We start from the raw sequence: 26,320 nt of genomic DNA on the forward strand, positions 1-26,320 counted from the left end.
TCGGGCTCAGGGCGTCGAGCTCAGGGCGTCGGGCTGAAGGTCTGGATCGGGGACTGCCCGGCGAGGTTGCCCCCACCCGCCGGCACGGTGACGTAGTAGCGCCAGGGTCCGGTCCGGCCGGCGGGCACGTCGATGGCGTAGCTGCCGTCCGCGGCGGTGCGCGCGGAGCCGACCGCGGTCGGGCCGCCGCGGCCGACCCGCCACAGCGTCGCCGTCACGCCCGGACGGGCGGGGAGCGTGCGGCCGGCGATCGCGGGGGTGCCGTCGGCGCCACCGTGACCGGCCGCGGGCGCCGCGGTGACCACCGAGGCGACGTCGACCACGAACGGCGCGGACACGCTGCCGGCGGCGGAGGAGGAGCCCCCGAACCGCCATCGGTAGACCGTGTGCGCGGTCGGCTCGACCGTCGCGCTGACCCCGCCGCCGTCCACCTGCAGCGCGGCGCCGTCGACGGGTGCGAACCCGCCCTTCCCGGGCTGCTGCGCCTCCAGCACCAGCAGCCCCTGGGCCAGCGGGCCGACCAGGTCGCTGGACACGGAGCCGTGCAGGGTGACCTGGTCGCCGGCCGCGATCCGGGTCGCCGAGCCGGTGATCCCGGTGGTGGTGGTGTAGCCCTCCAGGTCGTAGGTGGTCACGTCGCCGGGCGTCCCGGTCCGCAGTGCGTCGATCTTGAACGGGTTCCCGTCGCAGCCCAGGCCGACCGCGTAGAAGCCGGGCACGTCGCCGCCGTGGGCCGCCAGGAGCTCCGCCACCGTGGCCGGCGCGGCCGGGTCCGCCGGCGCGGCCGGGTCGGCGGGCGAGGCGGGGTCCGCAGGGTCGGCCGGGTCGGCGGCCGCGCTGGCGCTGGCGGCACTGGCGGCGGGCTGGCCGGTGGCCAGGTCGAGGTGGCTCCAGGTGTAGGTCAGCCCGGTGGCGTCGAGGCGCTGCCAGGCCCCCGCGGCGACGGTGAGCGGGGCGCGGCCCACCCAGACCAGGTCGGTGCCGGCGTCCTGGGCCGACTGGAGGGCGGCGTACGCCACCCCGCTGGTGCCGTGCGGTGCCTGCACCGACAGGCCGGCGACGGTGGTGGCCGCCATCGACGCCACGTGGTGCTGGGAGCCCACCGCGGAGCCGCCGGGGAGGTCGTACTTGAGCGCGCGGGTGCCGGCCGGGCCGTCCGGGCTCGGCGAGAGGTACGTCGTGACGCCGCCCGGCGCCACGTCGTACAGCCCGGTGCAGCCGACCAGCGCGAGGTTGGTGCTGCTCTCGGGCGCGAATCCGAGCCCGCGGACCACCACGGTGCTGTCGGCGTGGGCGGCCGCGAGCGGGAGCACGGCGCCGGCGACCGCGCCGGCGACCACGGTGGTGACGGCGCTGGTGACCCTGAACACTGCCCGGCGCAACGAGCCTCCCCGATCAACCACGACACCTCAACCACGACGCCTCAACCACCACTAGGTGTCGACCCCATGTCCTGACCGGCACCCTACGTGGTCACCCGGGGCCACGTCTGCCCCATCGGCCCCGGCATTCCCCAACGGCCCGGGAACCTCACTTCGACGACCCGGCGCTCACCCGGCACTGACCCACTGCTCGCCGTCCAGCACCCGGCCGACCACGCCGGCGGGTCGGCCCGGGGGCGGCTCCAGCAGCGTGGCCAGGCAGAAGTCCGCCGCAGCCCGCTCGAACAGGCCGCCGTGCCGCAGCATCGCGTGCCGCCCGCCCGGGACCGAGACGAAGCCGACGTCGGTGGTGGCGGCGAGGCGGCGGGCCACCGCCGCGGCGCGGGCCGGGTCCGCGACCCGGTCCTCGGTGCCGTGCACGAACAGCACCCGCCGGCCGGCCAGGTCGGCGTGGTCGGAGGGGTAGACCCAGGGGTTCAGTGCGACCACGCTGCGCACGCCGTCCCGGGCGCCGGCCAGCAGCGCCGCACGACCGCCCAGCGAGTGGCCGACCAGCCCGACCGGCAGCTCGCCGTACCGCTGCCGGACCTCGCCCAGCGCCCAGGCCACGTCGTCGAGCGGGGTGTGCGTGGTGTCCCAGCCGCGGTAGGAGTTGAGCAGCCGGAACACCGCCAGCCGGCCGCGCGCGGCCCGGGCGACCCGGCGGGCCACCGGCACCATCCGCAGCACCGACAGCTGGGCCGGGCTCACCGGCGGCCGGCCCGGCCGGGACGCCCCGCCGTGCAGCACGAGCACCGCGCCCTGCGGGCGGCGCGGCAGGTGGGTGGGAAGCAGCCGGGGCGCGACGGGCGGGTGGGATTCGACGGGCACCCCTCCAGTCTCTCGGGCGGGTCCAACGCCGGCCGCCGGACGTCGCCGGGCCGGGGGCGGACCGGCAGCGGACCGGCGCCAGCACAACGGCCCGCGGCCCGCGGGACCTTGTCCTCTGCGGCCCCTCTGAGCCCGGACAGACGCTGGTGGGGAGCCGCCGTCGAAAGGAGATCGACCATGTCCACCGTTGCCGTCCGCGCCTCCAACCGCCTCGCCGACATGCTCGACTGGCTGGAGTCCGGCGCCGGGCTGTCCCCGCGCGAGGGCCACTTCATCCGGGTGGAGAGCTGCACCGAGGACGACCACGCGGTCATCCGCGCCGAGCTGCCCGGCGTGGACCCGAACAAGGACATCCACCTGTCGGTGCAGAACGACTTCCTCACCATCCACGGCGAGCGCCGCGAGGAGAAGCGCGACACCCAGCACAGCGAGTTCCACTACGGAGCGTTCTCGCGCAGCGTCCGGCTGCCCCAGGGCACGGACCCCTCGCAGGTGCACGCGACCTACCGCGACGGGATCCTCGAGGTCACCTTCCCGACGGCCGTCGCCACCGCGGAGCCGACGTCGATCCCGATCAAGCGCGACGGCGAGTGACGGCGCCGGCAGTGGCCGCCGCGGGCATCGGGACAGGACCTTGAACGGGCACGTCTACCCGGTCCGGGTCGACGCCGCGCTCGACCCGGGCCTGAGCCGCTGGCTGTGGCTGGTCAAGTGGCTGCTGGCGATCCCGCACTACGTGGTGCTGGCGTTCCTGTGGGCCGCGTTCGTGGTGCTCAGCGTGGTGGCCTGGGTGGCGATCCTGGTCACCGGCCGCTACCCCCGCGGGATCTTCGACTTCAACGTCGGGGTGCTGCGCTGGAGCTGGCGGGTGGCCTTCTACGCGTACGGCGGCCTCGGCACCGACCGCTACCCGCCGTTCAGCCTGGAGGAGCGACCCGACTACCCCGCCCACCTCGAGGTCGAGTACCCCGACCACCTCTCCCGCGGCCTGGCGCTGGTCAAGTGGTGGCTGCTGGCGATCCCGCACTACCTGGTCGTCGGGGTCTTCCTCGGCGCCGGCTGGTATGCCGCGAGCGGCGGTGACAACCGGGCCTGGGGCAGCGGGCTGATCGGGCTGCTGGTGTTGGTGGCCGCGGTCGTGCTGCTGTTCACCGGCCGCTACCCGGGCGGGATCTTCGATCTGGTGCTGGGGCTGAACCGGTGGGTGCTGCGGGTCGCGGCGTACGCCTCGCTGATGACCGACGACTACCCGCCGTTCCGGCTGGACCTCGGGGGCACGGACCCGGCGACCGGGGTGCTCACCGTCGGGGGCGCCGGGCGGCCGCCGAGCCAGCCGCCCACCCAGACGCCGCCCCAGGCACCCACCCAGGCGCCCACCCAGGCGACTCCCCCGACGACGTGGCCACCGGCCGGGCCACCGGCCGGGCCGGGCGCGGCGCGCCTGGGCACGCCGCCGCCGGGCGCCGGCCCCGGACCGGTCGTCCACCCGCAGGTCGGCGCCGCCGCACCCCCGCCGACCGTCGGCTGGGGCCAGGTGCTCGGCGGCCCGCCCACCCCGCCTCCCCCGCCGGTGGCGGCCCCCTCGCGCTGGGGTCCCGGCCGGATCCTGGCGGTGGTGGTCGGCTCGGTGCTGGCGCTGGTCTCCCTGGGGCTGGTGGCGGCCGGCGGGGTGCTGCGTGTGGCCGACGACGGCCTGCGCGACGACCGTGGCTACCTGATGAGCTCGGCTGTGGCGTTCACGTCCCCGGGCTACGCGGTGACCAGCCCCGACGTCGAGCTGCGCTCGGGCACGCCGCTCTTCGGGGTGCCCGACGACTGGCTCGGCACGGTGCGGGTCGAGGCCGACGGTCGGACCGGCAACGGCGTGTTCGTGGGCATCGCCCGGACCAACGACGTCGACACCTACCTGGCCGGCGTCGCGCATTCGGTGGTGCGCGAGCCGTACGCCGACGGCGGCAGCGCACGCACGGACTTCACCGACGGCGGCTCACCGCCGCGGGCCCCGCAGGACCTCGGCTTTTGGGCCGCCTCGTCCCACGGTCCCGGCCGCCAGACCGTCACCTGGCCGGCGGAGGCGGGGCACTGGACGCTGGTGGTGATGAACGGGGCCGGCACCACCCCGGTGGCCGCCGACGTGGCGGTGGGCGCCACCGTCCCGGCGCTGGACAACCTGGCCTGGGGGCTGCTCGTCACCGGGCTGGTCGGCGCCATCGTGGCGGCCGTGGTCCTGGTCCTCGCGCTGCGACGCCGTCCGCCGTCCTCGGGACCCCAGGACGGTCCGGGGATGGCCCGGATGGGGGATGCGCCGCGCTGAGCGGACGCGCTTGGCTGGTGCCAGACACGGGGCGGTCACGGAATCGCCATTCCCGCCTCGGGTCGCGTCGCTGCCGCTGATCCAGTCCAGTGGCCACCAGGGCCCGGCACTCCCGAGGTGCCGGGCCCTCGTGCGTCCTCCTCCTCGGGCCGGGCGGCCACCGGGGGCCGCGCGGATCATCCCGAGGAGCGGTCCCGCGCCGCCGGCGCGGAGGCCGCACCCGCCCGGCTGTCGTCGAGCTCGAAGATCATCCGCCGCAGCTCGCGGATGATCTCGTCGGCCTCCTCGATCAGGGTGTTGAGGGTGCTCGCCAGCTCGGCTCGCTGGGAGGCGAGGGCGCTGAGCTTGAGCCCCAGCGCGAACAGGCGCTGGATGGTGGTGTCGTGCAGGTCGGCGGCCAGTCGCTGGCGCTCGTTCTGGACGCCGAGCTCGTGCTGGGCGTCCGCCAGCTCGGCGGACCGGTTCACGATGCTGACCCGCATCGTCTCGGCCGCCTGCCCGATCCGTTGGATCTCCTCCGGCCCGGACACGTCGATGTGGCGCCGGTAGTCGCCGCGGGCCACCGACGCCAGCTGGTCGAGCAGCCGGGTCAGCGGCCGGGTGAGCGCGAACCACAGCAGCGCCACGGTGCCGGCCAGCGCCAGGACGGCGAGGGCCAGCGCGATCACCATCGCGACGTCGACGTGCTGCTGGGCGGTCGCGAGCCGGTGGACCTCGGCGTCGACCAGCCCGTTCACGTTGATGCGCAGCTCGTCGAGCCGTGAGCGGAGCCGGTCGAAGATCTGCTTCTCCTCCCGCTGGACCCGCACGTGCCGCACCGCCGCCGGCCCACCGTCGCGCACCGCGTCGATCTGGGCGGCGACGTGGGTGTTCCAGGTGTCGCCGGCCGCCTTGACCTCCCGCAGCAGCGCGGTCGCCTCCCGATTCGGGGCCAGCAACGGACCCAGGCGCAGCTCGAGCCGCCGCACTTCCTCGCCGCCGGCCCGGTACGGCTGGAGGAACCCCTCGTCCCCGGTGAGCACGAACCCGCGCTGCCCGGTCTCCTGGTCGACGTAGGCGGTGAGCAGGGCCTGCGTGGCGCCCTGCGCCGGACGCAGCCGGCGGGTCAGGTCCCCCGAGGCGTCGGACACCACGCCGCGGGTGGCGAAGGTGGCGCCGGCGCCGGTGCCGACGGCGAGCAGCGCGAGCACGGCCGCCGCGAGCAGCCACAGGCGCAGCGACCAGACGGGCCGCCGGCTCCAGGCCGGGGAACCGCGGTCGGGCGGGGCCATCTCCACGCACTCGCCCCTTCCAGCAGGGTCACGGGATCGGCGGTGGCACTTGCGCCTGACACGCTACGCCGTCCGGGCCGGTCCGCGGGGCGGTCCTGGAGCGGCGGGGTCAGACCGGCGCCGCGCGGCGCCGGCCGGGGTCCTCCGGGTGGTCCAGACCACACCCGCCGCTCCGGTCCCGGGGTTTGGACCCGGTCGGGATGGGCACGACCCTCCTCGGTCCCGCCCGTCCGGCGTCGACCGCGGCGGACCACGGGGGAGGTGGGACAGTGACCACGCTGGTCGAACCCTCCGGCGCCACCGCGGCCGAGCTCGCCGGACACGCGCACGGATGGCAGCTGCGCGCCGTGGAGTACGACGACGGCGTGGTCAGCAACCGCTACGAGTGCGACGGGTGCGACGCGGTCTGGTTCACCTGAGTCCCGGGCCGGCGGGCCGACCGGCGTGGACAGGAGTGGACGTGACGAGCGAGACCGGGGTGGTCGCCGACCGCTACGAGCTCGGCGAGCTATTGGGTCGCGGCGGCATGGCCGACGTGCACCGCGCGACCGACCGGGTGCTGCAGCGCCCGGTCGCGGTGAAGGTGCTGCGCGAGACCGCCGACGAGGAGTCGGACCGGCTCCGGTTCACCGCCGAGGCGCGCACGCTGGCCCGGTTGAGCCACCCCGGGCTGGTGATGGTGCTCGACGCGGGCACCACCGCCGAGCGTCCCTACCTGGTCATGGAGCTGGTCGAGGGCCAGACGCTCGCCCAGTGCTGCTCGGGCGGCTCGCTGCCGCCGGACCGGGTCGCCGCCCTGGGCGCGCAGCTGGCCGACGCGCTCGCCTACGCCCACGGCCAGGGCGTGGTGCACCGCGACGTGAAGCCCGGCAACGTGCTCATCGGCCGCGCCGACCGGGTCAAGCTCGCCGACTTCGGCATCGCCCGGTTGCTGGGCGACGCGGTCCGCCACACCCGGACCGGCCACGCCATCGGCACCGCCGCCTACCTCGCGCCTGAGCAGGTGCAGGGCGGGGAGATCACGCCGGCGGTCGACGTCTACTCGCTCGGGCTGGTGCTGCTGGAGGCGCTCACCGGGGAGCGGTCCTTCCCGGGCACCCCGACCGAGTCCGCGCTGGCCCGGCTGCAGCGGGCCCCCGAGGTGCCCGCCTGGCTGCCGCCGGGGTGGCGCGAGCTGCTGCAGGCCACCTCGGCGCTGGACCCGGCCGCCCGGCCCACCGCGCGCCAGGTGGCCGACGAACTGGCCGCGCTCGCCGCCGGCTCGACCGGGACCCGCACCGCGCCGGCGCCCGCGGACCCGACCCGGGTCCTGCCCGGGCCGCCCCCGGCCCCGCCGGGTCGGACGGTCCTGGCAGCTCCGAGGCCCGCAGCGGCCCCGACAGCCACGACCGGACCGGCTCACTCCGGTCCCGATCGGGCACCGCTCCCGGCGCGCGCCCGGGCCGCCGCCGGCCGGGTCCCCCGCCACCTGTGGGGCGTCCTCGGCGCGGTCGCCGCGATCCTGGTCGTGCTGGTCGTCGTGGCGCTGGCCGCGACGGGCGGCTCGAGCTCCGGCCGCGACGACCTCCCGTCGAACACCCCCGCCCGGCTGCGCCAACCCCTGCAGGACCTCCACGACGCCGTGCACGGGGGTGCGTCATGACCCGACGCCCGGCCCTGCTGCGGGTGCTGCCCGTCCTGGCGCTGGTGCTGGCCGGGGCCGGCTGCGGGGGCGGCTCCGCGGCTTCGCCCGCGGACCGGGTGCCGACCCTGCAGTCCCGTCTGGACGCGGTGGACCGGGCCGTGACGGCGCGGGACTACGACTCAGCCCGGACCGCGCTGGACCGGCTCGAGCAGGCGGCGGACCGCGCCGAGCGCAGCGGCACCCTCGACAGCGCCGTGAGTGCCGCGATCGTCTCGGCGGCCGACCGGTTGCTCACGGCGCTGCCCGCGCGACCGGAGCCGTCCGCGGACTCCTCCTCGACGGGCTCCGCGTCACCCACCCTCGACCCGAGTCCGGAGCAGGACACCCCGGACTCACCGGAGCCCCCCGGGCACGAGACCGGGAAGCCGCCCGGGCACGCCAAGCCGCCGAAGGAGCCCAAGGGTCACGGTCCCGGACCGAAGCACGCGCCGAAGCACGGGCCCAAGCACGGGCCCAAACCGGGCAAGCACTGAGTGGCGCGGTGAGGGCGGGCGTCGGACACCGAGCGCCGGTCAGCCGGCCCGGCCGTCCTGGCCGTCCTGGTTGCCCCGCGCCTGCTCGGCCCGTTCCAGCAGCCGGGCGCGCACCTGTTCCGGCGTGAGCTGCGCGCGCCGGCGCTGGTCGCGCGCGATGATGGCGCCGGTGGCGGCCACGCCCGCCAGACCCGCGACCCCGAGCACCCTCCACAGCTTCACGAACGGACTCCTCCCGATGACCGACCTACCCCTGGACGAGGCCGTCGAGCTCACGCGCACCGGCGACCTGTGGCTGTTCCGCGGCCGCTCGGCTGCCGACCACGCTATCCGGATGATGACCAACGCGCCGGTCAACCACGTCGGCATGGCGGTGGTCCTCGAGGACCTGCCGCCGCTGATGTGGCACGCCGAGCTCGGCAAGGGACTCCTCGACGTGTGGACCGGGAGCCACCACCGCGGCGTCCAGCTGCACGACCTGCGCGACGCGGTCGGCCAGTGGACCGGCCGCTACGGGCAGCGGGCCTGGCTGCGCCAGCTGCAGGGCGAGGTCACGCCGGTGATGGAGGACGCGGTGCTGACCACGATCGCCCGGCTCGACGGCACGCCGTTCCCGTCCACCGCCGCGCTCGTCGGCCGCTGGGCCCGGGGGCGGGTACGCCGGCGGGCGGCGGCGGAGATGACCTACTGCGCCGAGGTCGTCGCGGCGACGTACGCCGCGATGGGCCTGCTCGACCACCGGCTCCCCACCAACTACTACGACCCGGGCATGTTCTGGTCCGGCGACGACCTGCGCCTCGAGCGCGACGCCCGGCTGGGCGCGGAGATCCGGGTCCTCACCTGAACCGCGGCCCGGTGAACCGGCCGCCGGCGCCGGTTGGACCGGCCTCCTAACCTGGGTCGTCGGTCCAGGGAAGGGTGGCCAAGGAAGGGTGGGAGGTGGGCGGGTGCTGCGACGTGGCTGGATCCTGCTGACCGTCTCCGACCCGGCGTTCGTGCGGCTCCGGATGGCGGCCACCACCGTGGCCGCGATCGTGCTGACCGTCGTCGCGGTGGTCGGGATGGCGACGGCCTGGGGACAGCCGGTGGTGCCGGCGATCCTCGGGGTGGTCGTGGCGATGATCTCCTCGCTCACGGTCAACGACCCGCGGCCCCGCGACCGGGCGATCAGCACCGCGCTGATGGTGCCGAGCGCGGCGGTCTCGGCCGGCCTGGCCGCCTTCGACCACGGCCACCAGGTCCTCAGCGACGCGGTCTTCGTGCTGGTGATGGTGGCGGCGGTCTACCTGCGCCGGTGGGGACCGCGGGGGCTGGCGGTCGGGATGATCGGCTTCGTCAGCTACTTCCTGGCGCTGTTCTTGCAGGTCACCCCCTCGCAGCTGCCGGTGATGGTCGCCGGTGCGGCCGTGGGCGCGGCGATGAGCTTCACCGTGCGCCACCTGCTGCGCCCCCGCCGCCCGGACCGCGACCTGCGCCGCGAGCTGGCCGCCTGGTCGGTGCGAGCGGGGCGGCTGCTGGACACCCTGGGGGACGCGGTCGCCGAGGGCCGGTGGTCGGGCCGCACCGCCGCGCGCGTGCGCGACCGGGTGCGGGCCTGTGAGGAGGCCGCCCACGCCGCCGAGTCACGACTGCAGGGTGCCGACGACCCGCTGTGGAGCGGCATCGCCAACGACGAGCTCGCGGTCCGGGTCTTCGACGCCCAGCTGACGCTCGAGCGGGTGGTGGCGCTGTCCGCCGACCTGGTGGCGCCCGCGCCCGACGAGCCGAGCGACCCCGTCCACCCCGTCGACGCCGTCGAGCCCGACGCCCCTGACCCCCACGACACGGCGCAGCGCAGGGCGTTGCGCGCCGCCCTGGGCGACCTTCGGGCCCGGCTGGGCACCGCCGTCGCCAGCCGCCGCCCGGCCTCGGAGCGCCCCGAGCTGGCCCCGGTGCTGGTCGCGGCGCTGGACCGCTGCGCCGAGGCCTGGCAGCGCAGCTGGTCGCCCGAGCCCGACGGCGAGGGCCTGGCCCACGACGTCGCCGAGGCGGCCTCGGCCGAGGACGGGCCCGACCACGCCGGCCGCGCCGACGCCGACGAGGAGAAGGACGACGCCGACGACGAGGGCGACGACGAGGGCGAGGGCGACGACTCCGGCGGCGGGGCGCCGCCGTGGCGCGAGCTGTCCCGGACCGCCGCCCAGGTGGCGGTGGCCGGGGTGCTCGCGATCGTGCTGGGCGAGCTGCTCTCCCCCGTCCGCTGGTTCTGGGCGGTGATCGCCGCGTTCGTGGTGTTCACGGGCGCCTCCACCCGCGAGGAGATCCTCACCAAGGGCTGGCTGCGGGTGGTCGGCACCCTGTTCGGGGTCGGCGCCGGCGTCGTGGTCGCGGCGCTCATCGGGGGCGACACGGTGCTCTCGCTGGTGGCCATCGCCCTGTGCGTCTTCCTCGGCGTCTACCTGGTGCAGGTCTCGCTGGCCTGGATGATCTTCTTCATCACCACCATGCTCGGCCTGCTCTACGGCCTGCTCGGCCAGTTCAGCGTGGGGTTGCTGGTGCTGCGGCTGGAGGAGACGGTCGCGGGGGCCGCGGCGGGGGTGCTGGCGGCGTACGTCGTGCTGCCGGCCCGGGGCCGGCGCGCCGCGACCGACGACATCGCCGACGTGCTCGACGGACTCAGCGAGCTGCTCGCCCGGGTCGCGACGGTGGTCACCGAGCCGGCCGACCTGCACCGCGAGCTGGCGGTGCTGGAGCAGGCGCGCACGCTGCGGGACGCGATGACCACGCTGCGCACCACCGCGCGGCCGCTGACCGGCCAGGTCGCCGGCCTCACCCGCCGCACCGGCCTGCGGCACCTGGTGGTGGTGACCGGCGCGTGCGAGCACCACGCGCGGGCGCTCGCCCGCGGCGCGGCCGAGGAGCCCGGCCTGGTCTCCTCCCCCGGCCGGCGCCAGGTCGTGCGCGACGCGGTCGAGGCGGTCGCCGGGACGGTCGCGACGGTCCGGCCGGTGTTCGAGGCCGGCGGGCCGGGGACCGCGCCCACCCCGCCCTCGGTCGACGACCAGCTCGAGGCGCTGCGTCGCCTGGCCGAGGACGCCGAGGGCCGCGCCGGGGAGCTGCTCCGGTCGGTGCTGCGGCACCTGCGGGCGATCGACGGGGCGCTCCGCGGCCTCACCCGCGAGCTCCCGCACCCCGCCGCACCCGACCAGCCGCTCGCGCGGCGGCCCACCCGTGCGGGGCTGCGGAGCGGCGGCCCGGGCGCCGAGGACGAGCGCCCGGCGGCGGTCAGCTCGGCCGGGGACTGACCCGGCGCGCGGCTCGGGCTAGTCGGTCGCGGTCAGCCCGGCGTCGCTGAGCTCCCACAGGCCCGGCCGGCTCGGCGGCACCATCAGGCCCTCGTCCTGCATGGCGCGGCGCTCGAGGCGGGCGGCGTACCGCCACCGCAGCTCGCCCTGGTTGACCGTCTCGTGGTCGGCGGGCCGCAGCACCTCCTCCATCCGGCGCGCGACCTCGGCCATCAGGTCCTCGACGTCGGCCCGGCCGCCGGAGTCCTGCAGGGCGCCGAGGATGTGGCGCCGGAACTCCCGCTGGGGGGTCCGCCGGGGCGGTCGGCTGCTCACGGTGGCGCGGCCGGTGGCGGTCGGACTCGCGGCCCGGGTGGTCGTCCGGCTGGTGGTGCGGCTGGTCCGGGTGGTCGTCCGGGCGGCGGCGGGGGCCGGCTTCTCCGCCGGCGGGGTCGGCGGGCGGCCGTGCACGCACTGGCTCAGGGGCAGGTCGCACAGCTCGCAGTAGTCCTCGGAGGATGTCATCGCCCTCCACCTTGCCGCTGCCGTCCCGGGCCCCGCAAGCCGGGGTCCACTCCCGGCATCCGGGAACCCCGCGGGAACACCGGCCGGGCCGGCACTTCCTACGGGCGGGTAACCTCGCGGACGCGGGCCCACCCGGCCGCCACCGACCCCAGGAGAGACGCCGATGCAGCTGGAGCTGTCCCCGGAGGACGCCGCCTTCCGTGACGAGATGCGGACGTTCTTCACCACCGAGATCCCCCAGGAGATCCGCGACACCGTGGCCGAGCGCCGCGAGCTCACCAAGGAGCAGATCGTGGAGAGCCAGCGGCTCATGAACCAGCACGGTCTGGCCGTGCCGCACTGGCCGGTCGAGTGGGGCGGCCAGGACTGGTCCCAGCTGCGCCGGCACATCTGGCACGAGGAGATGCAGCGCGCCGCCGTCCCCCCGCCGCTGGCGTTCAACGCCTCGATGGTCGGCCCGGTGATCGCGACCTTCGGCTCCCAGGAGCTCAAGGAGCGGTTCCTGCCGGCGACCGCGAACCTCGACATCTGGTGGTCGCAGGGCTTCTCCGAGCCCGACGCCGGCTCCGACCTCGCCTCGCTGCGCACCACCGCGGTGCGCGACGGCGACGAGTTCGTGGTCAACGGGCAGAAGACCTGGACCACGCTGGGCCAGTACGGCGACTGGATCTTCTGCCTGGTCCGCACCGACCCCGAGGCCAAGAAGCAGCGCGGCATCTCGTTCCTGCTCATCGACATGACCAGCCCCGGCGTCACCGTGCGGCCGATCGAGCTGATCGACGGCGGCCACGAGGTCAACGAGGTGTGGTTCGAGGACGTGCGGGTCCCGGCCGACCAGCTCGTCGGCGAGCTCAACCACGGCTGGGACTACGCGAAGTTCCTGCTCGGCAACGAGCGGGTCGGGGTCGCGCCGGTCGGCGCCACCAAGCGGGTGCTCGCCGCCGCCAAGCAGTACGCCGGGGAGCAGCTGGCCGATCCGCTGACCGCCGCCCGGTTCGCCGAGCTCGAGAACGAGCTGCTCGCCCTGGAGCTCACCGCGCTGCGGGTCGCCGCGAACTCCTCCGACGGCAAGCCGCACCCGGCCTCGTCGGTGCTGAAGCTGAAGGGCACCGAGCTGCAGCAGGCCGTCAGCGAGCTGGTCGTGGACCTGGCCGGCCCGGACTCGCTGGCGTCCGGGGCGGGTGAGGACTCCGCCATCCCCTGGTGGTCGCGGCGCGCCACCCCGGCGTACCTCAACCTCCGCAAGGCGTCGATCTACGGCGGGTCCAACGAGATCCAGCGGCAGATCATCGCGAAGACGATCCTCGGGCTCTGAGAGGCGGCTGACATGGACTTCACCTACGACGAGGAGCAGCAGGCGCTGCGCGAGGCCGTGCGCGGGCTGGTCGGCAAGGCCTACTCCGACTTCGAGAACCGGCGCCGGGCGGTCGCCGAGGACCCCGGCTTCGACGAGCAGCTGTGGGGCCGGCTGGCCGAGATGGGCATCCTCGGGCTGCCGTTCCGCGAGGAGGACGGCGGATCCGGCGCCGGCCCGGTCGAGGTCGCGATCGTGGCCGAGGAGCTCGGCCGGGTGATCGCGCCCGAGCCGTACCTCGCCTCGGTGGTGCTCGCCGGGGGCATGGTCGCCGCGGCCGGCACCGCCGAGCAGCGCGCCGAGGTGCTCGGGGCGCTGTCGGCGGGCGAGTGCGTGCTCGGCTGGGCGCACGCCGAGCCGGGCGCGTCCGGCGCGGCGCGCTGGTCGGCCACCGCCGCCGCGGTGACCGCGTCCGGCTCCGGCACCGAGTGGACGCTCTCCGGGGTCAAGGAGCCGGTGGTCGCCGGCGCCCGCGCCGACCGGCTGGTGGTCTCCGCGGCGCTGCCGGACGGCGGCACCGGGCTGTTCCTGGTCGACCCGGCCGGACCGAGCGTGACCCGCGCGGGCTACCCCACCCACGACGGTGGGCGCGCGGCCCGGGTCGGCCTCGACGAGGCCCCCGCCGTACCCCTCGGCGAGCCCGGCGCCGACCTGACCGCGACGATCGCGGTGGTGCTCGACATCGGCCGGGTGATGGCCTGCGCCGAGGCGCTCGGCGCGATGGACGTCGCGCTGGCCTCGACCACCGACTACCTCCGCAACCGCAAGCAGTTCGGCGTGCCGCTGAGCACCTTCCAGGCGCTGACCTTCCGGGCCGCGGACATGTACGTCTCGCTGGAGCTGGCCCGCAGCGTCACGACGTGGGCCACGATGGTGGTGGCGGCGGGCCGGCCCGAGCAGGTCGCCGACGCCGCGGCGCGGGCCGCGCTGCAGACCTCCCGCGCCGGCCGGCACCTGGGCCAGGAGGCGATCCAGCTGCACGGCGGCATCGGCATGACCGCGGAGTACGCCGTCGGCAGCTACACCAGTCGGCTCACCGCGCTCGACCACCTGCTCGGCGACGGCGACCACCACTTGCGGCGGCTCGCCTCGACCGTCGGGGAGCACGGCGAGGTCGACCCGCTGCCCTGACCGCGCCCGGCGGTCGTGTGCCTCGGGACCGCGCCCCGGCGCGGGCTCAGGCAAACGCCCCGGTGCCGGCCGGGCGGCTCAGGCCCGGCGGCGGCGGACCAGCAGCAGCAGGACCAGGAGCAGCACCACGAGCCCGAGGCTCACGGCCCCGACGAGTCCGGCGCTCAGCCCGTCGTCGGCCGGCCGATCGGCCTCGGCCGCCGATCCGGCCGGCCCACCCGCCGCCGTCGGCCCCGTCGGCGCGGACGTGGGCGCTTCCCGGGCCTGGGCGACCGCCAGCGCGTCCAGGGGCTGGGTCACCTCCGCGTCGCCCTCGTACGCCGGAGCCCCAGCGGGCTCGCCGAGCACCTCGACCTCCAGCGTGTAGGGCTGCACCCAGGTGTCCCCGTCGGAGTCCGCGTTCATCGAGACCACCACGTAGTGGTCGCCCGGGAGCACCGGCTGACCGTCCCCGTAGGCCTCGCGGTTCCGGTAGCGCACCGTCGGGGACATCGCGGTCAGCTCCCCGGCGCGCAGGCCCGGCATGATCGAGGTGTTGTCGGTGCCGCTGGCGTAGGCCGACATGGTTCCGAGCAGGCTGGTGTAGAGCTTCAGGTCGCCGAAGGGGCCCTGGATGCCGGTCAGGTCCTCCACCCCGGGGGTGCCCGCCGGGAACCTCGCCCGGACCGTGAGCTGCTGGCCCCAGTCCAGCGGGACCCGGACGATCTGGGACTCGCCCGGCACGATGTCGAGCGCGTACCGGCCGGTCCCGATCCGCGGGGCGTCGGCGAAGCCGCTGCCGGCCACCAGCCGGTGGGCCCGGCCCGGGACCGAGGGCGCGACGTACGCGCCGGTCTCCTGCCACTCCGGCAGCTGCTCGACGCCGGTGGCGGGCGGCTCCTCGAACACCGTGAGCGAGAACGGCGCGCTCCGGGTGTCCTCGAAGTTGCCCCGCTCGACGGCGATCTCGAGCGAGTCGCCCTGCCAGCAGTCGTCCTCGATGTAGGGGACGTCCCGGCCGCTCACGACCTCGGTCGAGAGGATCGAGTACTGGTCGATGTCGCGGTAGTCGTCCTCCTTGTCGCACTCCGAACCGTCCGGGCCGGTCAACGTCACGCCGATCTGGTCCCACTTGCCGACCGTGCCGCGGGTGGTGGCGGTGACGTGGATCGTCGAGCCCGGCATGGTGCGCCGGACGCGGAAGTGCCGCGTCGCGTCGGGGCTGCCCTTGCCGCCGACCACGTCGGTCCACTGGCCCGCGGTGATCGTGGGCGCGTCCGCGGCGGTGCGGCTGCCCTCGACGGGGGTGCCGGCCAGCCTGAACGGGCGCACCGCCCGTTGGGACACTCGCGTGAGCGTCTTCACGATGTCGGCCGCCGAGTCGGCGTTGTAGTAGGTGCCCTTGCCCTGCTCGGCGATGCACTGCAGCTGCTGCCGCGCGCCCCCGGAGACGCTCAGCCCCACCACGTCGATGTGCAGGTCGACGCCGGAGGAGGCCAGCTCGGCGGCCACCTTGCAGGGGTCGGGGGCGCAGGTGGCGATGCCGTCGGACACGAGCACCACCGACCGCATGCCCCCGTCGCCGACGTCGTCGGCGGCCCGGCGGAGCGCGTAGGCGATCGGGGTCTCGCCGTACGGCTTCACCGCACCGATCGCGTCGAGCAGGTCGCCACGGTTCCCGGTGCCGGGTGGCACGGCGAGCTGGCTGTCGGTGCAGGCGTCCTCGTGGTCCTTGTCGAAGACGGTGGCGCCGTAGACGCGCAGGCCCACCTCCGACTGCTCGGGAAGCTGACGCACGACCTGGGTCAGCGCCCGCTTGGCCGCGGCGATGCGCGTCGTCCCCCCGCCCGACGGCTCGGCCATCGAGCCGGACGAGTCCAGGACCAGGAGCATCCGGCCGTAGGCGCTCGGGACCTCGCCGTCCGCCGCCCGGGCGGGGGCGATCGCCAACCGGGTGCCGGCCAGGGGCAGGAGCACCGTCAGCCCCAGCGCGAGCGTCAGCGCCGCGAGCAGGGCGGGGCGGGCAGCGGGGCGGGCGCCTGGGCGAGTGGCGGCCCTGGTGGCGGCACGGTGAGCATGCGGGTGGGTAGGGCCGGGCACGTCGTCTCCCCCTGGGTCGGCTGGCCGGAGGCTACCCGCGGCCGCGGATCTCAATCCACCCGCGCCGCACGGGGCGGCGGGTCAGCGGCGCTCGAGCAGCGTGAGCACCTCGTAGTGCCCGGTGTTGGGGAACATGTCCAGCAGCCGGGCCCGCACCGGCACCAGCGAGGGCATCGCGGCGAGGTCGCGGGCCAGCGACTGGGCGTTGCAGCTGGAGTAGACGACGTGCGTGGTCGCGGCGGACTCCTCGAGCCAGCCGGCGAGCTCGGGTCCGATCCCGCGGCGCGGCGGGTTCACCACGACCAGGTCCGGCGCGGTCCCGGCGCCGAGGGCGTACGCCGTGGCGTCGCCGGCGAGCAGCTCGACCCGCTCCAGACCGGCCTCCCTGCGGGTGGTCTCGGCGCTGGCGACCGCCTCCGCGCTGACCTCGACGCCGGTGACCCGCCGGCCCGGCCCGGCCAGGTGCAGCGCGAACCCGCCCACGCCGCAGTAGAGGTCCCACACGGTGCCCGGGTCGAGCTCGGCGACCCACGCGCGCGCGTCGCGGTAGAGCGTCGCGGCCATCGCGGTGTTGGTCTGGAAGAAGCTCTGCGGGCGCAGGTGCAGGTCGAGGCCGTTGACCCGCATCCGCAGCGTCTGCTCCTCCGTCAACAGGATCTCCCGCTCGCCCTCGAGGACCGCCTTGGGCGCCGGCTGGATGTTCAGCGAGGCGACCCGGAGCGTCGGCAGGCGGTCCCGCAGGGCGGGGAGGTGCTTGCGGATCCGCGCCTCGGCCTCGGTCGAGCGGAGCACGAACCGCACCATCAGCTCCCCGTCCGGCGACTCGGTCACCAGCAGGTGCTTGAGCTCGCCGGCGCGCGAGGCCACGTCGTACGGCGTGAGCCGGGCCCGGGTCACGAACTCGGCCAGCACCGGGAGGGCCGCCGCGATCCCCGGCGTGTGCAGCGGGCACTCGCGCAGGTCCACGCCGGTGCCGTCGGGGCGCAGGATGCCCAGCACCGGCTGCTCGACGGTCCCGGTCACGACCATCTTGGCCTTGTTGCGGAAACCCAGCTGGGCGCTGCGGGCCGGCGGCAGCCACGCGAGCCCGGGGTGGGCGGAGAGCAGCCCCTCCACCGAGCGCTGCTTCTCGGCGAGCTGTCGCTCGTAGGGCCACCCCAGCAGCGTGCAGGAGCGGCAGCGGCCGGAGTCGTAGTAGGCGCACAGGTGATCGCTGGGCATGACCGTCCAAGGTTAGGGCGTGCCCCCAGGACGGCGACGGGGCGTGGGAGGGTCGGGAGATGCACGTCGCACGCGTGGGCTTCGCCCCGGTCAAGGGCACCCGGCACCCGGCGTACGACCGGGTGACGCTCGCGGAGCACGGGCCGGTCGGGGACCGCGCCTTCTGCCTGGTCGACGTCGCCGGCCGCCGGGTGCTGAAGACCGTGCAGAACCCATCGCTGGTGGCCATCCGCTCCGCCTGGGACGGCGCGGTGCTGAGCATGGTGCTGCCCTCGGGCGAGGTCGCCTGCTCGGCGCCGGAGCCGACCGGCGAGGAGCTGGTCTGCGACTACTGGGGCCGCCCGGCGACGCTGGCGCTGCTGGCCGGGCCGCACGCGGCGCTCGCCTCCTCCTATCTCGGGGCGGACGTCCGCCTCGCCGCCGCGCCCCCGGGGCAGGTGGTGTACGGCGCGCCGGTCACGCTGGTCTCGCTCGCCTCGCTCCGGTCGCTGGCCGACAGCCTGGGGCGGCCCGAGCTCGCCCGCGAGCCTGCCCGCTTCCGCCCGACCATCGTGGTCGACGACCTCGAGCCGTGGGCGGAGGAGTCGTGGGTCGGCCGCACGGTCCGGCTCGGCGACGCCACGGTCCGCGTCAACGCGCTGGTCCCCCGCTGCGCCGTGATCGACCTCGACCCGGTCACCGGTGTGCCGAGCGCGCCGGTGCTCAAGGCCCTGGCCGACCGGCCCGCCCCGGCCGCGGACGGGACCCCCGAGCTGCCGTTCGGCGTCGACGCGTTCGTGGTCGCCCCCGGCGCGGTGCGGCCGGGCGACCCGGTCCTCGTCGACTGACGGCGGGCTGGTCGAGGGGGCTGTGCCGACCGGGGCGCATGATCCGTTCAATTGTTTGGAGATGGGCCGGTCTACTGACCGGTAACCCGCGAAGTCCGAGCAATTGAACGGACGGACCGGCCACAGCCCGGACGACCCGAGCGCGTCAGCGCCCCAGCAGCGACAACGCCGCGTCGGCGATCGAGCCGGCGTCGATGCCGTGCAGCGCGTAGGCGTCGGCCAGCCCCGAGGACTGCCCGAAGTCGGTGACGCCCAGGCAGCGGGTCCGGTCGCCGCGCACGCCGGCGAGGAAGGACAGCGTGTGCGGGTGCCCGTCGAGCACGGTCACCAGCGGCGCCGCCGCCGCGGCCGGGAACAGCAGGTCCACGATCCCGCTGCCCTCGCCGACGCCGCGCGAGGAGCGCTGCTGCCAGGACCGGAAGACCAGGTCCGGCGAGGTCAGGCACACCACGCCGGCGCTGACGCCCGCGGCGGCGAGCACCGAGGCGGCCTCGAGCACCTCCGGCATCAGGGCGCCGACGCCGACCAGCGTCACCTCGTCCGACGCGGGCGCGTGCGGGCTGAGCCGGTAGCCGCCGGCGATCGCCTGCCGCCGCCGGCGCTCCAGCAGCGCCGGGTCCTCGGGCAGCGCGGCCAGCGCGGGGTCGATCGGCCGCGTGGAGAGCCGGAAGTACGCCGAGGTCCCGCCCGGCACGCCGACCTGCGACATCGCGTGCAGGAAGGTCCACTCCAGGTCGGCCGCGAACGCCGGCTCCCACGCCACGCAGCCGGGCTGCTCCAGCCCGATCGACGGGGTGGTGATCGACTGGTGCGCGCCGCCCTCGGGGGCCAGCGTGACGCCGGACGGCGTGCCGACGAGGATCGACTGGCCGCCGGAGTAGATCCCGTAGGACCACGGCTCCAGCGCCCGCGACACGAACGGGTCGTAGAGCGTCGCGATCGGGATCAGCCGCTCGCCCCACCGCGACCAGGTCGCGCCGAGCTCGCCGAGCAGCCCGACCAGGTTGACCTCGGCGATCCCGAGCTCGATGTGCTGGCCGGTGGCGACCTCGTGCCACTTCAGCACCCGCTCGGCGTCGTCGGCGAACCAGTCGCGACGGTCCTGCACCGACCACACGCCGGTCTTGTTGATCCAGCCGCCGAGGTTGGTCGAGGAGGCGACGTCGGGGCTGCAGGTCACCACCCGCGCGGCCGCGGCGGGCGCGTCGTGCTTGAGGTCGGCGAGCAGCCGGCCGAGCGCGGCCTGGGTCGAGACCGGCTTGCGGTGCGGGTGGCCGAGCGCGGTCGGCACGGTCACGCTCGCGGGCGGCGGGACCGGCGTACGGCGGAGCGCGGCGCCCCGCCCGCGGCACAGGTCGGCGGCGGCGCTGTCCGGCTCGAACGCCCGCCACGGGTCCTCCAGCGAGGTGCCGGACGCGTCGGCCAGCGCCCGCATCTGGGCCTCGGTGAGCAGCGCGGAGTGGTTGTTCGGGTGGCCCTCGGTCGGCAGCCCGCGGCCCTTGACCGTGTAGGCGAAGACCACCGTCGGACGGTGGTCGTCGACGGCGCCGAAGGTGTCGACGAGCAGCCCGAGGTCGTGGCCGCCCAGGTCGCGGACCGCCGCCGCCAGCTGCGCGGCCGGCACCTGGTCGAGCAGCGCGCGGAGCTGGGCCGAGCCGCCCTGTCCGGTCGTGGTGTCCCCCATGATCCGGTCGGCGACCTGGGAGGAGTCCACGCGCAGCATCCGCTGGTACTCCTCGTTCGGCATCTCCTCCAGCCGGCGGCGCAGCTCCTCACCGCCGGGGCGTGAGAACAGCGCGGAGATCAGCCGGCCCCACTTCAGCGTCACCACCTGCCAGCCGGCCGCGGCGAACATGCCCTGCAGCCGGGCGATCTGGATGTCGGGGACCACCCGGTCCAGCGACTGCCGGTTGAGGTCGACGACCCACAGCAGCTCCCCGAGGGAGGCGACCTGCGGGTCCGCGACGGCCTCCCAGATGGCGCCCTCGTCGAGCTCGGCGTCCCCGAGCAGGCTCACGAAGCGGCCGGCGGGCGGGGCGTCGGCGAACTGCGAGCGCACGTAGCGGTGCGAGATCGCCGCCCACAGCGCGGCGGTCGCCCCGATCCCGACCGACCCGGTGGAGAAGTCGACGGTGTCGGGGTCCTTGAGCCGGGAGGGGTAGGACTGCAGCCCGCCCTTGGCCCGCAGCGTGGGCAGGTAGGAGGCGTCGAGGTCGCCGAGCAGATGGTTGATCGCGTGCAGCACCGGGGAGGCGTGCGGCTTGACCGAGACCCGGTCCAGCGAGGTCAGCTCGTGGAACCACAGCGCGACCATGATGTCGACCATCGAGGCTGAGGAGGCCTGGTGGCCGCCGACCTTCACCCCGCTGGTGTTCGGCCGGCCGCGGTTGGCGGCGTCCACGATCGCGGCGGAGAGCCACAGCACCCGCTGGGAGATCTCCCGCAGGGTGTCGGCCTCGGCGGCGCTCAGCGCGTGGCCCGCGGGCGCGGCGGTGGGCGCGGGGGCGGTGGCGGCGGTGGTGTCGAGCTCGCTCATGGCTGCGTGGTCACGGTCCTTCCGGGTCCCGGGCCGCGACGGCGGTGGCGCGGCCCGGCGGCGATCCTCCCCCACCGTGGCGCCGGCCGCCACGCCGCCCCGCCCGGCCGGGATCACCCCCACGGGATCACCGCCCCGGGATCACCCCACGGGGACGAGGCGCCGGGTCCGCGGAGCACCGACGGTGGAGGGGACCCCGATCGAGGAGGTACGCCGTGGCGCACCGTCTGCTCGCCGTCCTGCTCGCCGCGACGCTCTTCGGCCTGGCGCTGGTGCTCGCCGCCTGCAGCTCCGACAACAACTCGACCACGTCGCCGTCCACCACCTCGTCCGCCGGCACCGCCTCGACCGCGCCCGGCGGGACCACCGCGGTGTGCGACTCGCTGGACGCGCTGCGCGCCGACGTCAAGGCGATGAGCAGCGCCGGCACGCTCGCGGAGTTCCAGGCCGGCTTCCAGGACGCCCAGAAGGACTTCGCCGACCTCAAGCCGGCGGCCAGCGCGGCCTACGGCCCGGACGTCGACGCCGTGCAGGCGGCGCTCAAGGACTTCGGCACCGCGCTCGACAACGCGGGGCAGGGCGGGGCCGGCAACACCCTGCAGCAGCTCGGGACCGCCGCCGTGCAGGTCGGCACCGCGGTGCAGCAGCTGGTCACCGACGTCCCGTGCGGCCCCAGCAGCTCCGGCTGACCGCCGACCCCCGGGGTCAGTGCTTGGGGATGTGGATGTCGTACGCCGCGACCTTGCGGTAGATCGTCGCCCGACCCATCCCCAGCTCCTCGGCGGCCTCCCGCATGGTGACGCCGGGACGGGTGAGCACCCGCACGATCTCGTCGCGCTCGAACGCCTCGATCCGGCTCAGCCGGCGCGGGCTCCCGGACAGCACCTCCGCGGGCAGGTGGCGCACATCGACGACGTCGGTGCGGGTCGCCGCGTCCCGGACCACCCGGTGGAGCTGGTCGACGTTGCCCGGCCAGGCGCAGCCGCGCAGCGCGGCCACCGCCGCGGCGGTGAAGTCCACGCCGCGACCGCGCAGCTTGCGGGCGGCGTGGTGGGCCAGCGGGAGCACGTCCTCGACCCGGTCGCGCAGCGGGGGGACCTGGACGACGGTCCCCACCAGCCCGGCCAGCGGCGCCGGGATGTCCTCGAAGCGCTCGGCGGTCATCGTGAACGGCACGCCGGGTCCCTCGGGCCGGTCGGCGCGGGCCTGCCACACCAGCTGCCGGAGCCGCTCGGCGGCCCATGTCGGCAGCGCGTCGACGTCACAGACCACCACCGCGGTGCTCGGCTTGCCGAGCTCGGGCGACCACAGCGCCAGCCACGGGTCGGTGTCCTGGGGCGCCGGGGTGCTGGCCGAGAGGATCCGGTCACGCGGACGGGCGTGCCGCTGGGCCTGGGCGAGCATGGTGGCCCGGCCGGCGCCGGGCTCGCCCACCGCCGCGACCACCCGCCCCGCGGCCAGCCCCGCCTCGGCCTGGGCGACCGCCTCGGTCCACGCGGCCGAGAGCTCCTGGACGGTGCCGCCGCCGGGCTCGGTCTCGACGCGGAACACCTCGCCCCGGGGCGCGGGCCGCGGACGCCGCCCCTGGGAGCGGGCCAGCATCAGCGCCGCGGTGTTGCCGGCCGCGGACTGGGCCAGCGCGAGCAGCAGGTCGCTGGAGGAGGTCGACCAGGTCGTCAGGTTGACGCTGCCCTCGAGCCGGCCGGTGAGCGGGTCCAGCACCGGCACCGCCGCGCAGGTGTAGCTGCACAGACTCAGCGAGTAGTGCTCCTCGGCCCGCACCACGGTCGGCACCCGGTCGGCCAGCGCCAGTCCCAGCCCGTTGGTGCCGACCGCGCGCTCGGCGTACCCGAACCCCGGCGCCAGGTGCACCGCGTCCAGCGCCCGCAGCAGCGCGTGATCGCCGCTGAGCCGGTTGAGCACCAGGCCGTCGGCGTCGGTGAGCATCAGCGAGATCGGCTCGTTGACCAGCGTCCGGTGCAGGTCGGTCAGCACCCGGCGGCCGCACTCGAAGAACAGCGACTCCTCGTCGTAGGTGCCGGTGAAGACGGGCGCGACGGCCTCCAGCGGTACGCCGTACTCCTGGCTGCGCTGCCACGAGGCGAGCAGCCGCCGGGACACGTGGCCGCCGTCGGCCTCGACGTCCGAACCGGGCAGCTCGGCCCGCAGCGCCGGGTGCAGGCGCGCGCGCTCGGGGACGTCACCGAGGTCCATGGCCACCTCCTCCGGAGCACGGACGCGCGAGTCCCGAGATGTGCTCGACGCTACCTCCCGGCCCGCCCCCGGGGCACCGGTCGGCCGTCTCAGATCGAGACGGTGCCTGTTTCAGATTGAGACGTTCGACCCGGTCGCGGGGGCCGGTCGTCGGCTTAGGTTCGCCGGAGGGAGTGACGCCGGTCACGCGGGAACGGAGACGCACATGTACACCAAGGACGACGAGAGCTACTTCATCGTCGACGCCCACATCGCCTTGTGGGACGCCCGTCCGGAGAACCAGCGGACGATCCACGGCAAGCAGTTCATCGACTGCTTCTACGACTACCACCGCAACCTCTCGCCCGAGTCGGAGGTGTGGAGCTACGAGGAGTACCTCTACCAGGGCGGCGAGCGGCTGATGAAGGACCTCTTCGAGGACGGCTACGTCGACCACGCGATCTTCCAGCCCGCCTACCTCGGCGAGTTCTACAACACCGGCTTCGGGCAGACCGAGGAGGCCTCCGCGCTGGCCCGGGCCCACCCGGACAAGCTCACCTACAACCACAACTTCGACCCCCGCAACGGCGAGGTCGGGCTCGAGCAGCTGCGCCGGGACGCCGAGCGGTTCGACCTCAAGGGCGTCAAGCTCTACACCGCCGAGTGGCACGGCGACTCGCGCGGCTGGAAGCTCGACGACCCCTGGGCCTACCGCTACTTCGAGGCCTGCCAGGAGCTGGGCATCAAGAACATCCACATCCACAAGGGCCCGACGATCCGGCCGCTGGACCGGGACTCCTTCGACGTCGCCGACGTCGACCACGTCGCGACCGACTTCACCGAGCTGAACTTCGTCGTCGAGCACGTCGGCCTGCCGCGGCTGGAGGACTTCTGCTGGATCGCCACCCAGGAGCCCAACGTGCACGGCGGGCTGGCGGTGGCGATGCCGTTCATCCACACCCGGCCGCGCTACTTCGCGCAGATCATCGGCGAGCTCCTCTACTGGATCGGCGAGGACCGGATCCAGTTCTCCTCCGACTACGCGCTGTGGACCCCGAAGTGGCTCATCGAGCGGTTCGTGGACTTCCAGATCCCCGAGGACATGACCGAGTACGCCCCGCTCACCCTCGCGCAGAAGAAGAAGATCCTCGGGCTCAACGCCGCGCGGATGTACGACCTCGACGTGCCGGCCGAGCTGCGGCTGCCCGAGGCCGAGCAGGATGCGGGCGAGCCCGACGTCGGGCCCCGCCAGCCCGAGGCCGCCGACCTGGCCAGGGCCTGAGATGGGTGCCGCGCCGGCCCCGGCGTACGACCCCGGCACCGCGCGCCGGGAGGAGGCGTACGCCGCGCTCGGGCAGGTGATGGACCCCGAGCTCGACGAGCCGATCACCGATCTCGGCTTCGTCCGGTCCCTGGAGCTGACCGGGGAGGCAGCCGGGGACCTCGAGGTGCACCTGCGGCTGCCGACGTCGTTCTGCTCGCCGAACTTCGCCTACCTGATGGCCTCCGACGCCAAGGACGTGCTGACCGCGCTGCCCTGGGCCCGGCGGGTGGTGGTGGAGCTCGACGACCACCACGACTCCGACCTCATCAACCGCGGCCTGGCCGCGGACGCCGGCTACCTGGGCACGTTCCGGCACGAGGCCGAGCACGACCTGGAGGAGCTGCGCATGACGTTCCGGCGCAAGGCGCACGCCGCGGCGATGGAGCGCTGCCTGACCGGCCTGCTGCGGCGCGACCCCGACCGGCCGGTGGAGTCCCTGGGCGGCGTGACGCTCGGCGAGCTGCCGCAGGACCGGTACGCCGGGGCGCTGCGGCGCCGCCGGTCCGCGCTGGGGCTGCCCGACTCCCCCGACGCGCCGGTGCTGGTCGACCACACCGGGCGCGGCTACCCGCCCGAGGAGGTGCCGCTGGCGCTGCGCCGGGCGCGCTCGACGCGGATCTCGATCGACGGCAACGCACACTTCTGCCGCGGGCTGCTGCGCACCCGCTACCCGGGGTCGGACGCCGACCAGGTGCCCCGGCCCGACGGCGCGGAGCAGGCCGACGACCCCACCTTCATCCCGCTCACCACCCTCGTCCCCGCGGCCGCGGGGACGACCCGACGCTAGGAGCACAGGTCATGACGAAGATGCGAGCCGTCCAGGTGGTCGGCTACCACCAGGACCTCCGGATGGCCGAGGTCGACGTCCCGGAGCCGACCGGGCCGTTCGACGTGGTCGTGCGGATCGGCGGCGCCGGCGTGTGCCGGACCGACCTGCACATCCTCGAGGGCCAGTGGGCCGAGAAGTCCGGGGTGGCGCTGCCGTACACGATCGGCCACGAGAACGCCGGCTGGGTGCACGCGGTCGGCTCGGCGGTCACCAACGTCGCCGAGGGCGACAAGGTGATCCTGCACCCGCTGATCACCTGCGGGCTGTGCCGCGCCTGCCGGTCCGGCGACGACGTGCACTGCGAGGCCAGCGCGTTCCCGGGCATCGACACCGACGGCGGCTACGCGGAGTACCTGCGCACCTCGGCCCGCAGCGTGGTGCGGATCGACGAGTCGCTGGAGCCGGCCGACGTGGCGGCGCTGGCCGACGCCGGGCTCACGGCCTACCACGCCGCGGCGAAGGCGGCCCGCCGGCTCACCCCGCGCGACCGGTGCGTGGTCATTGGCGCCGGCGGCCTCGGGCACATCGGGATCCAGGTGCTCAAGGCGCTCAGCCCCGCCGAGCTGATCGTGGTCGACCGGAACCCCGAGGCGGTCAAGCTGGCCGTCTCGATCGGCGCCGACCACGGCGTGGTCGCCGAGGGCCAGCACGTCGAGGAGGTGCTGGACCTGACCGGCGGGCACGGCGCGGAGGTGGTCGTGGACTTCGTCGGCGAGGGCGGCGCGACCGCGGAGGGCGTGCGGATGCTGCGCCGGGCCGGCGACTACCACGTGGTCGGCTACGGCGAGAACATCGACGTCCCGACGATCGACATCATCTCGACCGAGATCAACTTCATCGGCAACCTGGTCGGCTCCTACAACGACCTGTGCGACCTGATGGTGCTCGCGGCCCGCGGCGCGGTCACGCTGCACACGCAGAAGTACCGGCTCGAGGACTTCCAGACCGCGATCGACGACCTCGACGCCGGCCGGGTCCGCGGCCGGGCGATCCTCACCCCCTGACCGAACCCCTGGCCGAACCCTGGCCGGGTGAGCCCCGACA

23 protein-coding genes are annotated in these 26,320 nt (G+C 75.3%); 14 read left to right on the forward strand and 9 right to left on the reverse strand.

From position 1 onward, the window contains the following. Window positions 1-20 precede the first annotated feature (20 nt). Both BJZ21_RS16250 and BJZ21_RS16255 read right to left on the reverse strand, forming a co-directional pair. Window positions 21-1,382 carry a hypothetical protein gene (locus tag BJZ21_RS16250; RefSeq protein WP_218851521.1) on the reverse strand — a complete coding sequence of 454 codons (1,362 nt, stop codon included), beginning with the start codon at window positions 1,380-1,382 and terminating at the stop codon, window positions 21-23. Between the two features lie 168 nt (window positions 1,383-1,550). Next, entirely contained in the window at window positions 1,551-2,252 is a 702-nt protein-coding gene (locus BJZ21_RS16255; RefSeq protein WP_179664709.1) for an alpha/beta fold hydrolase, read from the reverse strand. 177 nt (window positions 2,253-2,429) lie between these two features. On the opposite strand from BJZ21_RS16255, the gene BJZ21_RS16260 reads away from it, so the two are divergent. Together BJZ21_RS16260 and BJZ21_RS20650 are read left to right on the forward strand one after the other, a co-directional pair. Beyond that, window positions 2,430-2,846: an Hsp20/alpha crystallin family protein gene (locus BJZ21_RS16260; protein WP_179664710.1), complete on the forward strand. Its 417-nt coding sequence runs from the start codon at window positions 2,430-2,432 to the stop codon at window positions 2,844-2,846. A 40-nt stretch (window positions 2,847-2,886) separates the two neighbouring features. Continuing rightward, on the forward strand, window positions 2,887-4,566 hold the full coding sequence (locus BJZ21_RS20650) for a DUF4389 domain-containing protein (protein WP_218851522.1): 1,680 nt from the start codon (window positions 2,887-2,889) through the stop codon (window positions 4,564-4,566). A 176-nt stretch (window positions 4,567-4,742) separates the two neighbouring features. On the opposite strand, the gene BJZ21_RS16270 is transcribed toward BJZ21_RS20650, so the two are convergent. Further along, complete coding sequence (locus BJZ21_RS16270) at window positions 4,743-5,837, reverse strand: CHASE3 domain-containing protein (protein WP_246299672.1); 1,095 nt, start codon at window positions 5,835-5,837, stop codon at window positions 4,743-4,745. Between the two features lie 269 nt (window positions 5,838-6,106). Between BJZ21_RS16270 and BJZ21_RS16275 the strand changes: the two genes are divergently transcribed. Genes BJZ21_RS16275 through BJZ21_RS16285 form a run of 3 tightly spaced genes read left to right on the forward strand, consistent with a single transcriptional unit; the run spans window position 6,107 to window position 7,994 of the window. Further along, window positions 6,107-6,256 carry a hypothetical protein gene (locus BJZ21_RS16275; protein WP_179664712.1) on the forward strand — a complete coding sequence of 50 codons (150 nt, stop codon included), beginning with the start codon at window positions 6,107-6,109 and terminating at the stop codon, window positions 6,254-6,256. Between the two features lie 41 nt (window positions 6,257-6,297). Then, window positions 6,298-7,479 carry a protein kinase domain-containing protein gene (locus BJZ21_RS16280; protein WP_179664713.1) on the forward strand — a complete coding sequence of 394 codons (1,182 nt, stop codon included), beginning with the start codon at window positions 6,298-6,300 and terminating at the stop codon, window positions 7,477-7,479. After that, the gene (locus BJZ21_RS16285) at window positions 7,476-7,994 is read left to right on the forward strand and encodes a hypothetical protein (RefSeq protein WP_179664714.1); all 519 of its coding nucleotides are present in this window, start codon (window positions 7,476-7,478) and stop codon (window positions 7,992-7,994) included. Before BJZ21_RS16280 ends, BJZ21_RS16285 begins: the two co-directional genes overlap by 4 nt. 39 nt (window positions 7,995-8,033) lie before the next feature. On the opposite strand, the gene BJZ21_RS16290 is transcribed toward BJZ21_RS16285, so the two are convergent. Continuing rightward, window positions 8,034-8,216, reverse strand: a complete 183-nt coding sequence (locus BJZ21_RS16290) for a hypothetical protein (RefSeq protein WP_179664715.1) — start codon at window positions 8,214-8,216, stop codon at window positions 8,034-8,036. Between the two features lie 16 nt (window positions 8,217-8,232). Here BJZ21_RS16290 and BJZ21_RS16295 point away from each other — a divergent pair, with 16 nt between their 5' ends. Both BJZ21_RS16295 and BJZ21_RS16300 read left to right on the forward strand, forming a co-directional pair. Then, the gene (locus tag BJZ21_RS16295; protein WP_179664716.1) at window positions 8,233-8,838 is read left to right on the forward strand and encodes a hypothetical protein; all 606 of its coding nucleotides are present in this window, start codon (window positions 8,233-8,235) and stop codon (window positions 8,836-8,838) included. 103 nt (window positions 8,839-8,941) lie between these two features. Then, window positions 8,942-11,278, forward strand: a complete 2,337-nt coding sequence (locus BJZ21_RS16300; RefSeq protein ID WP_179664717.1) for an FUSC family protein — start codon at window positions 8,942-8,944, stop codon at window positions 11,276-11,278. Window positions 11,279-11,296: 18 nt separating this feature from the next. Here the strand turns inward: BJZ21_RS16300 and BJZ21_RS16305 are convergent, their stop codons facing one another. Beyond that, the gene (locus BJZ21_RS16305) at window positions 11,297-11,782 is read right to left on the reverse strand and encodes a hypothetical protein (protein ID WP_179664718.1); all 486 of its coding nucleotides are present in this window, start codon (window positions 11,780-11,782) and stop codon (window positions 11,297-11,299) included. 163 nt (window positions 11,783-11,945) lie between these two features. Between BJZ21_RS16305 and BJZ21_RS16310 the strand changes: the two genes are divergently transcribed. Continuing rightward, entirely contained in the window at window positions 11,946-13,097 is a 1,152-nt protein-coding gene (locus BJZ21_RS16310) for an acyl-CoA dehydrogenase family protein (RefSeq protein WP_179664719.1), read from the forward strand. Between the two features lie 12 nt (window positions 13,098-13,109). Next, window positions 13,110-14,267 (forward strand): acyl-CoA dehydrogenase family protein, encoded by a 1,158-nt coding sequence (locus BJZ21_RS16315; protein ID WP_179664720.1) that lies wholly within the window; start codon window positions 13,110-13,112, stop codon window positions 14,265-14,267. Between the two features lie 78 nt (window positions 14,268-14,345). On the opposite strand, the gene BJZ21_RS21505 is transcribed toward BJZ21_RS16315, so the two are convergent. Together BJZ21_RS21505 and rlmC are read right to left on the reverse strand one after the other, a co-directional pair. Then, window positions 14,346-16,223: a VWA domain-containing protein gene (locus BJZ21_RS21505; RefSeq protein WP_179664721.1), complete on the reverse strand. Its 1,878-nt coding sequence runs from the start codon at window positions 16,221-16,223 to the stop codon at window positions 14,346-14,348. 204 nt (window positions 16,224-16,427) lie between these two features. Next, window positions 16,428-17,567 (reverse strand): 23S rRNA (uracil(747)-C(5))-methyltransferase RlmC, encoded by a 1,140-nt coding sequence (gene rlmC, locus BJZ21_RS16325; protein WP_179664722.1) that lies wholly within the window; start codon window positions 17,565-17,567, stop codon window positions 16,428-16,430. Window positions 17,568-17,626: 59 nt separating this feature from the next. Between rlmC and BJZ21_RS16330 the strand changes: the two genes are divergently transcribed. Then, entirely contained in the window at window positions 17,627-18,394 is a 768-nt protein-coding gene (locus tag BJZ21_RS16330; RefSeq protein WP_179664723.1) for an MOSC domain-containing protein, read from the forward strand. 145 nt (window positions 18,395-18,539) lie between these two features. On the opposite strand, the gene BJZ21_RS16335 is transcribed toward BJZ21_RS16330, so the two are convergent. Further along, complete coding sequence (locus BJZ21_RS16335) at window positions 18,540-20,930, reverse strand: transketolase-like TK C-terminal-containing protein (protein ID WP_179664724.1); 2,391 nt, start codon at window positions 20,928-20,930, stop codon at window positions 18,540-18,542. Window positions 20,931-21,145: 215 nt separating this feature from the next. Here BJZ21_RS16335 and BJZ21_RS16340 point away from each other — a divergent pair, with 215 nt between their 5' ends. Then, the gene (locus BJZ21_RS16340; RefSeq protein ID WP_179664725.1) at window positions 21,146-21,619 is read left to right on the forward strand and encodes a hypothetical protein; all 474 of its coding nucleotides are present in this window, start codon (window positions 21,146-21,148) and stop codon (window positions 21,617-21,619) included. Window positions 21,620-21,635: 16 nt separating this feature from the next. Here the strand turns inward: BJZ21_RS16340 and BJZ21_RS16345 are convergent, their stop codons facing one another. Next, window positions 21,636-23,144 carry an AAA-type ATPase lid domain-containing protein gene (locus tag BJZ21_RS16345; protein WP_179664726.1) on the reverse strand — a complete coding sequence of 503 codons (1,509 nt, stop codon included), beginning with the start codon at window positions 23,142-23,144 and terminating at the stop codon, window positions 21,636-21,638. Window positions 23,145-23,349: 205 nt separating this feature from the next. Here BJZ21_RS16345 and BJZ21_RS16350 point away from each other — a divergent pair, with 205 nt between their 5' ends. The 3 genes from BJZ21_RS16350 to BJZ21_RS16360 are packed head-to-tail and all read left to right on the forward strand — an operon-like array spanning window position 23,350 to window position 26,280. Beyond that, window positions 23,350-24,405: an amidohydrolase family protein gene (locus BJZ21_RS16350; protein WP_179664727.1), complete on the forward strand. Its 1,056-nt coding sequence runs from the start codon at window positions 23,350-23,352 to the stop codon at window positions 24,403-24,405. Window position 24,406: 1 nt separating this feature from the next. Beyond that, complete coding sequence (locus tag BJZ21_RS16355) at window positions 24,407-25,234, forward strand: iron-sulfur cluster assembly protein (protein WP_179664728.1); 828 nt, start codon at window positions 24,407-24,409, stop codon at window positions 25,232-25,234. A gap of 11 nt (window positions 25,235-25,245) precedes the next feature. Beyond that, on the forward strand, window positions 25,246-26,280 hold the full coding sequence (locus BJZ21_RS16360) for an NAD(P)-dependent alcohol dehydrogenase (RefSeq protein WP_246298515.1): 1,035 nt from the start codon (window positions 25,246-25,248) through the stop codon (window positions 26,278-26,280). Window positions 26,281-26,320: the final 40 nt, after the last annotated feature.

It is taken from the genome of Nocardioides panaciterrulae (genome assembly GCF_013409645.1).
Classification (GTDB): Bacteria; Actinomycetota; Actinomycetes; order Propionibacteriales; family Nocardioidaceae; genus Nocardioides; species Nocardioides panaciterrulae.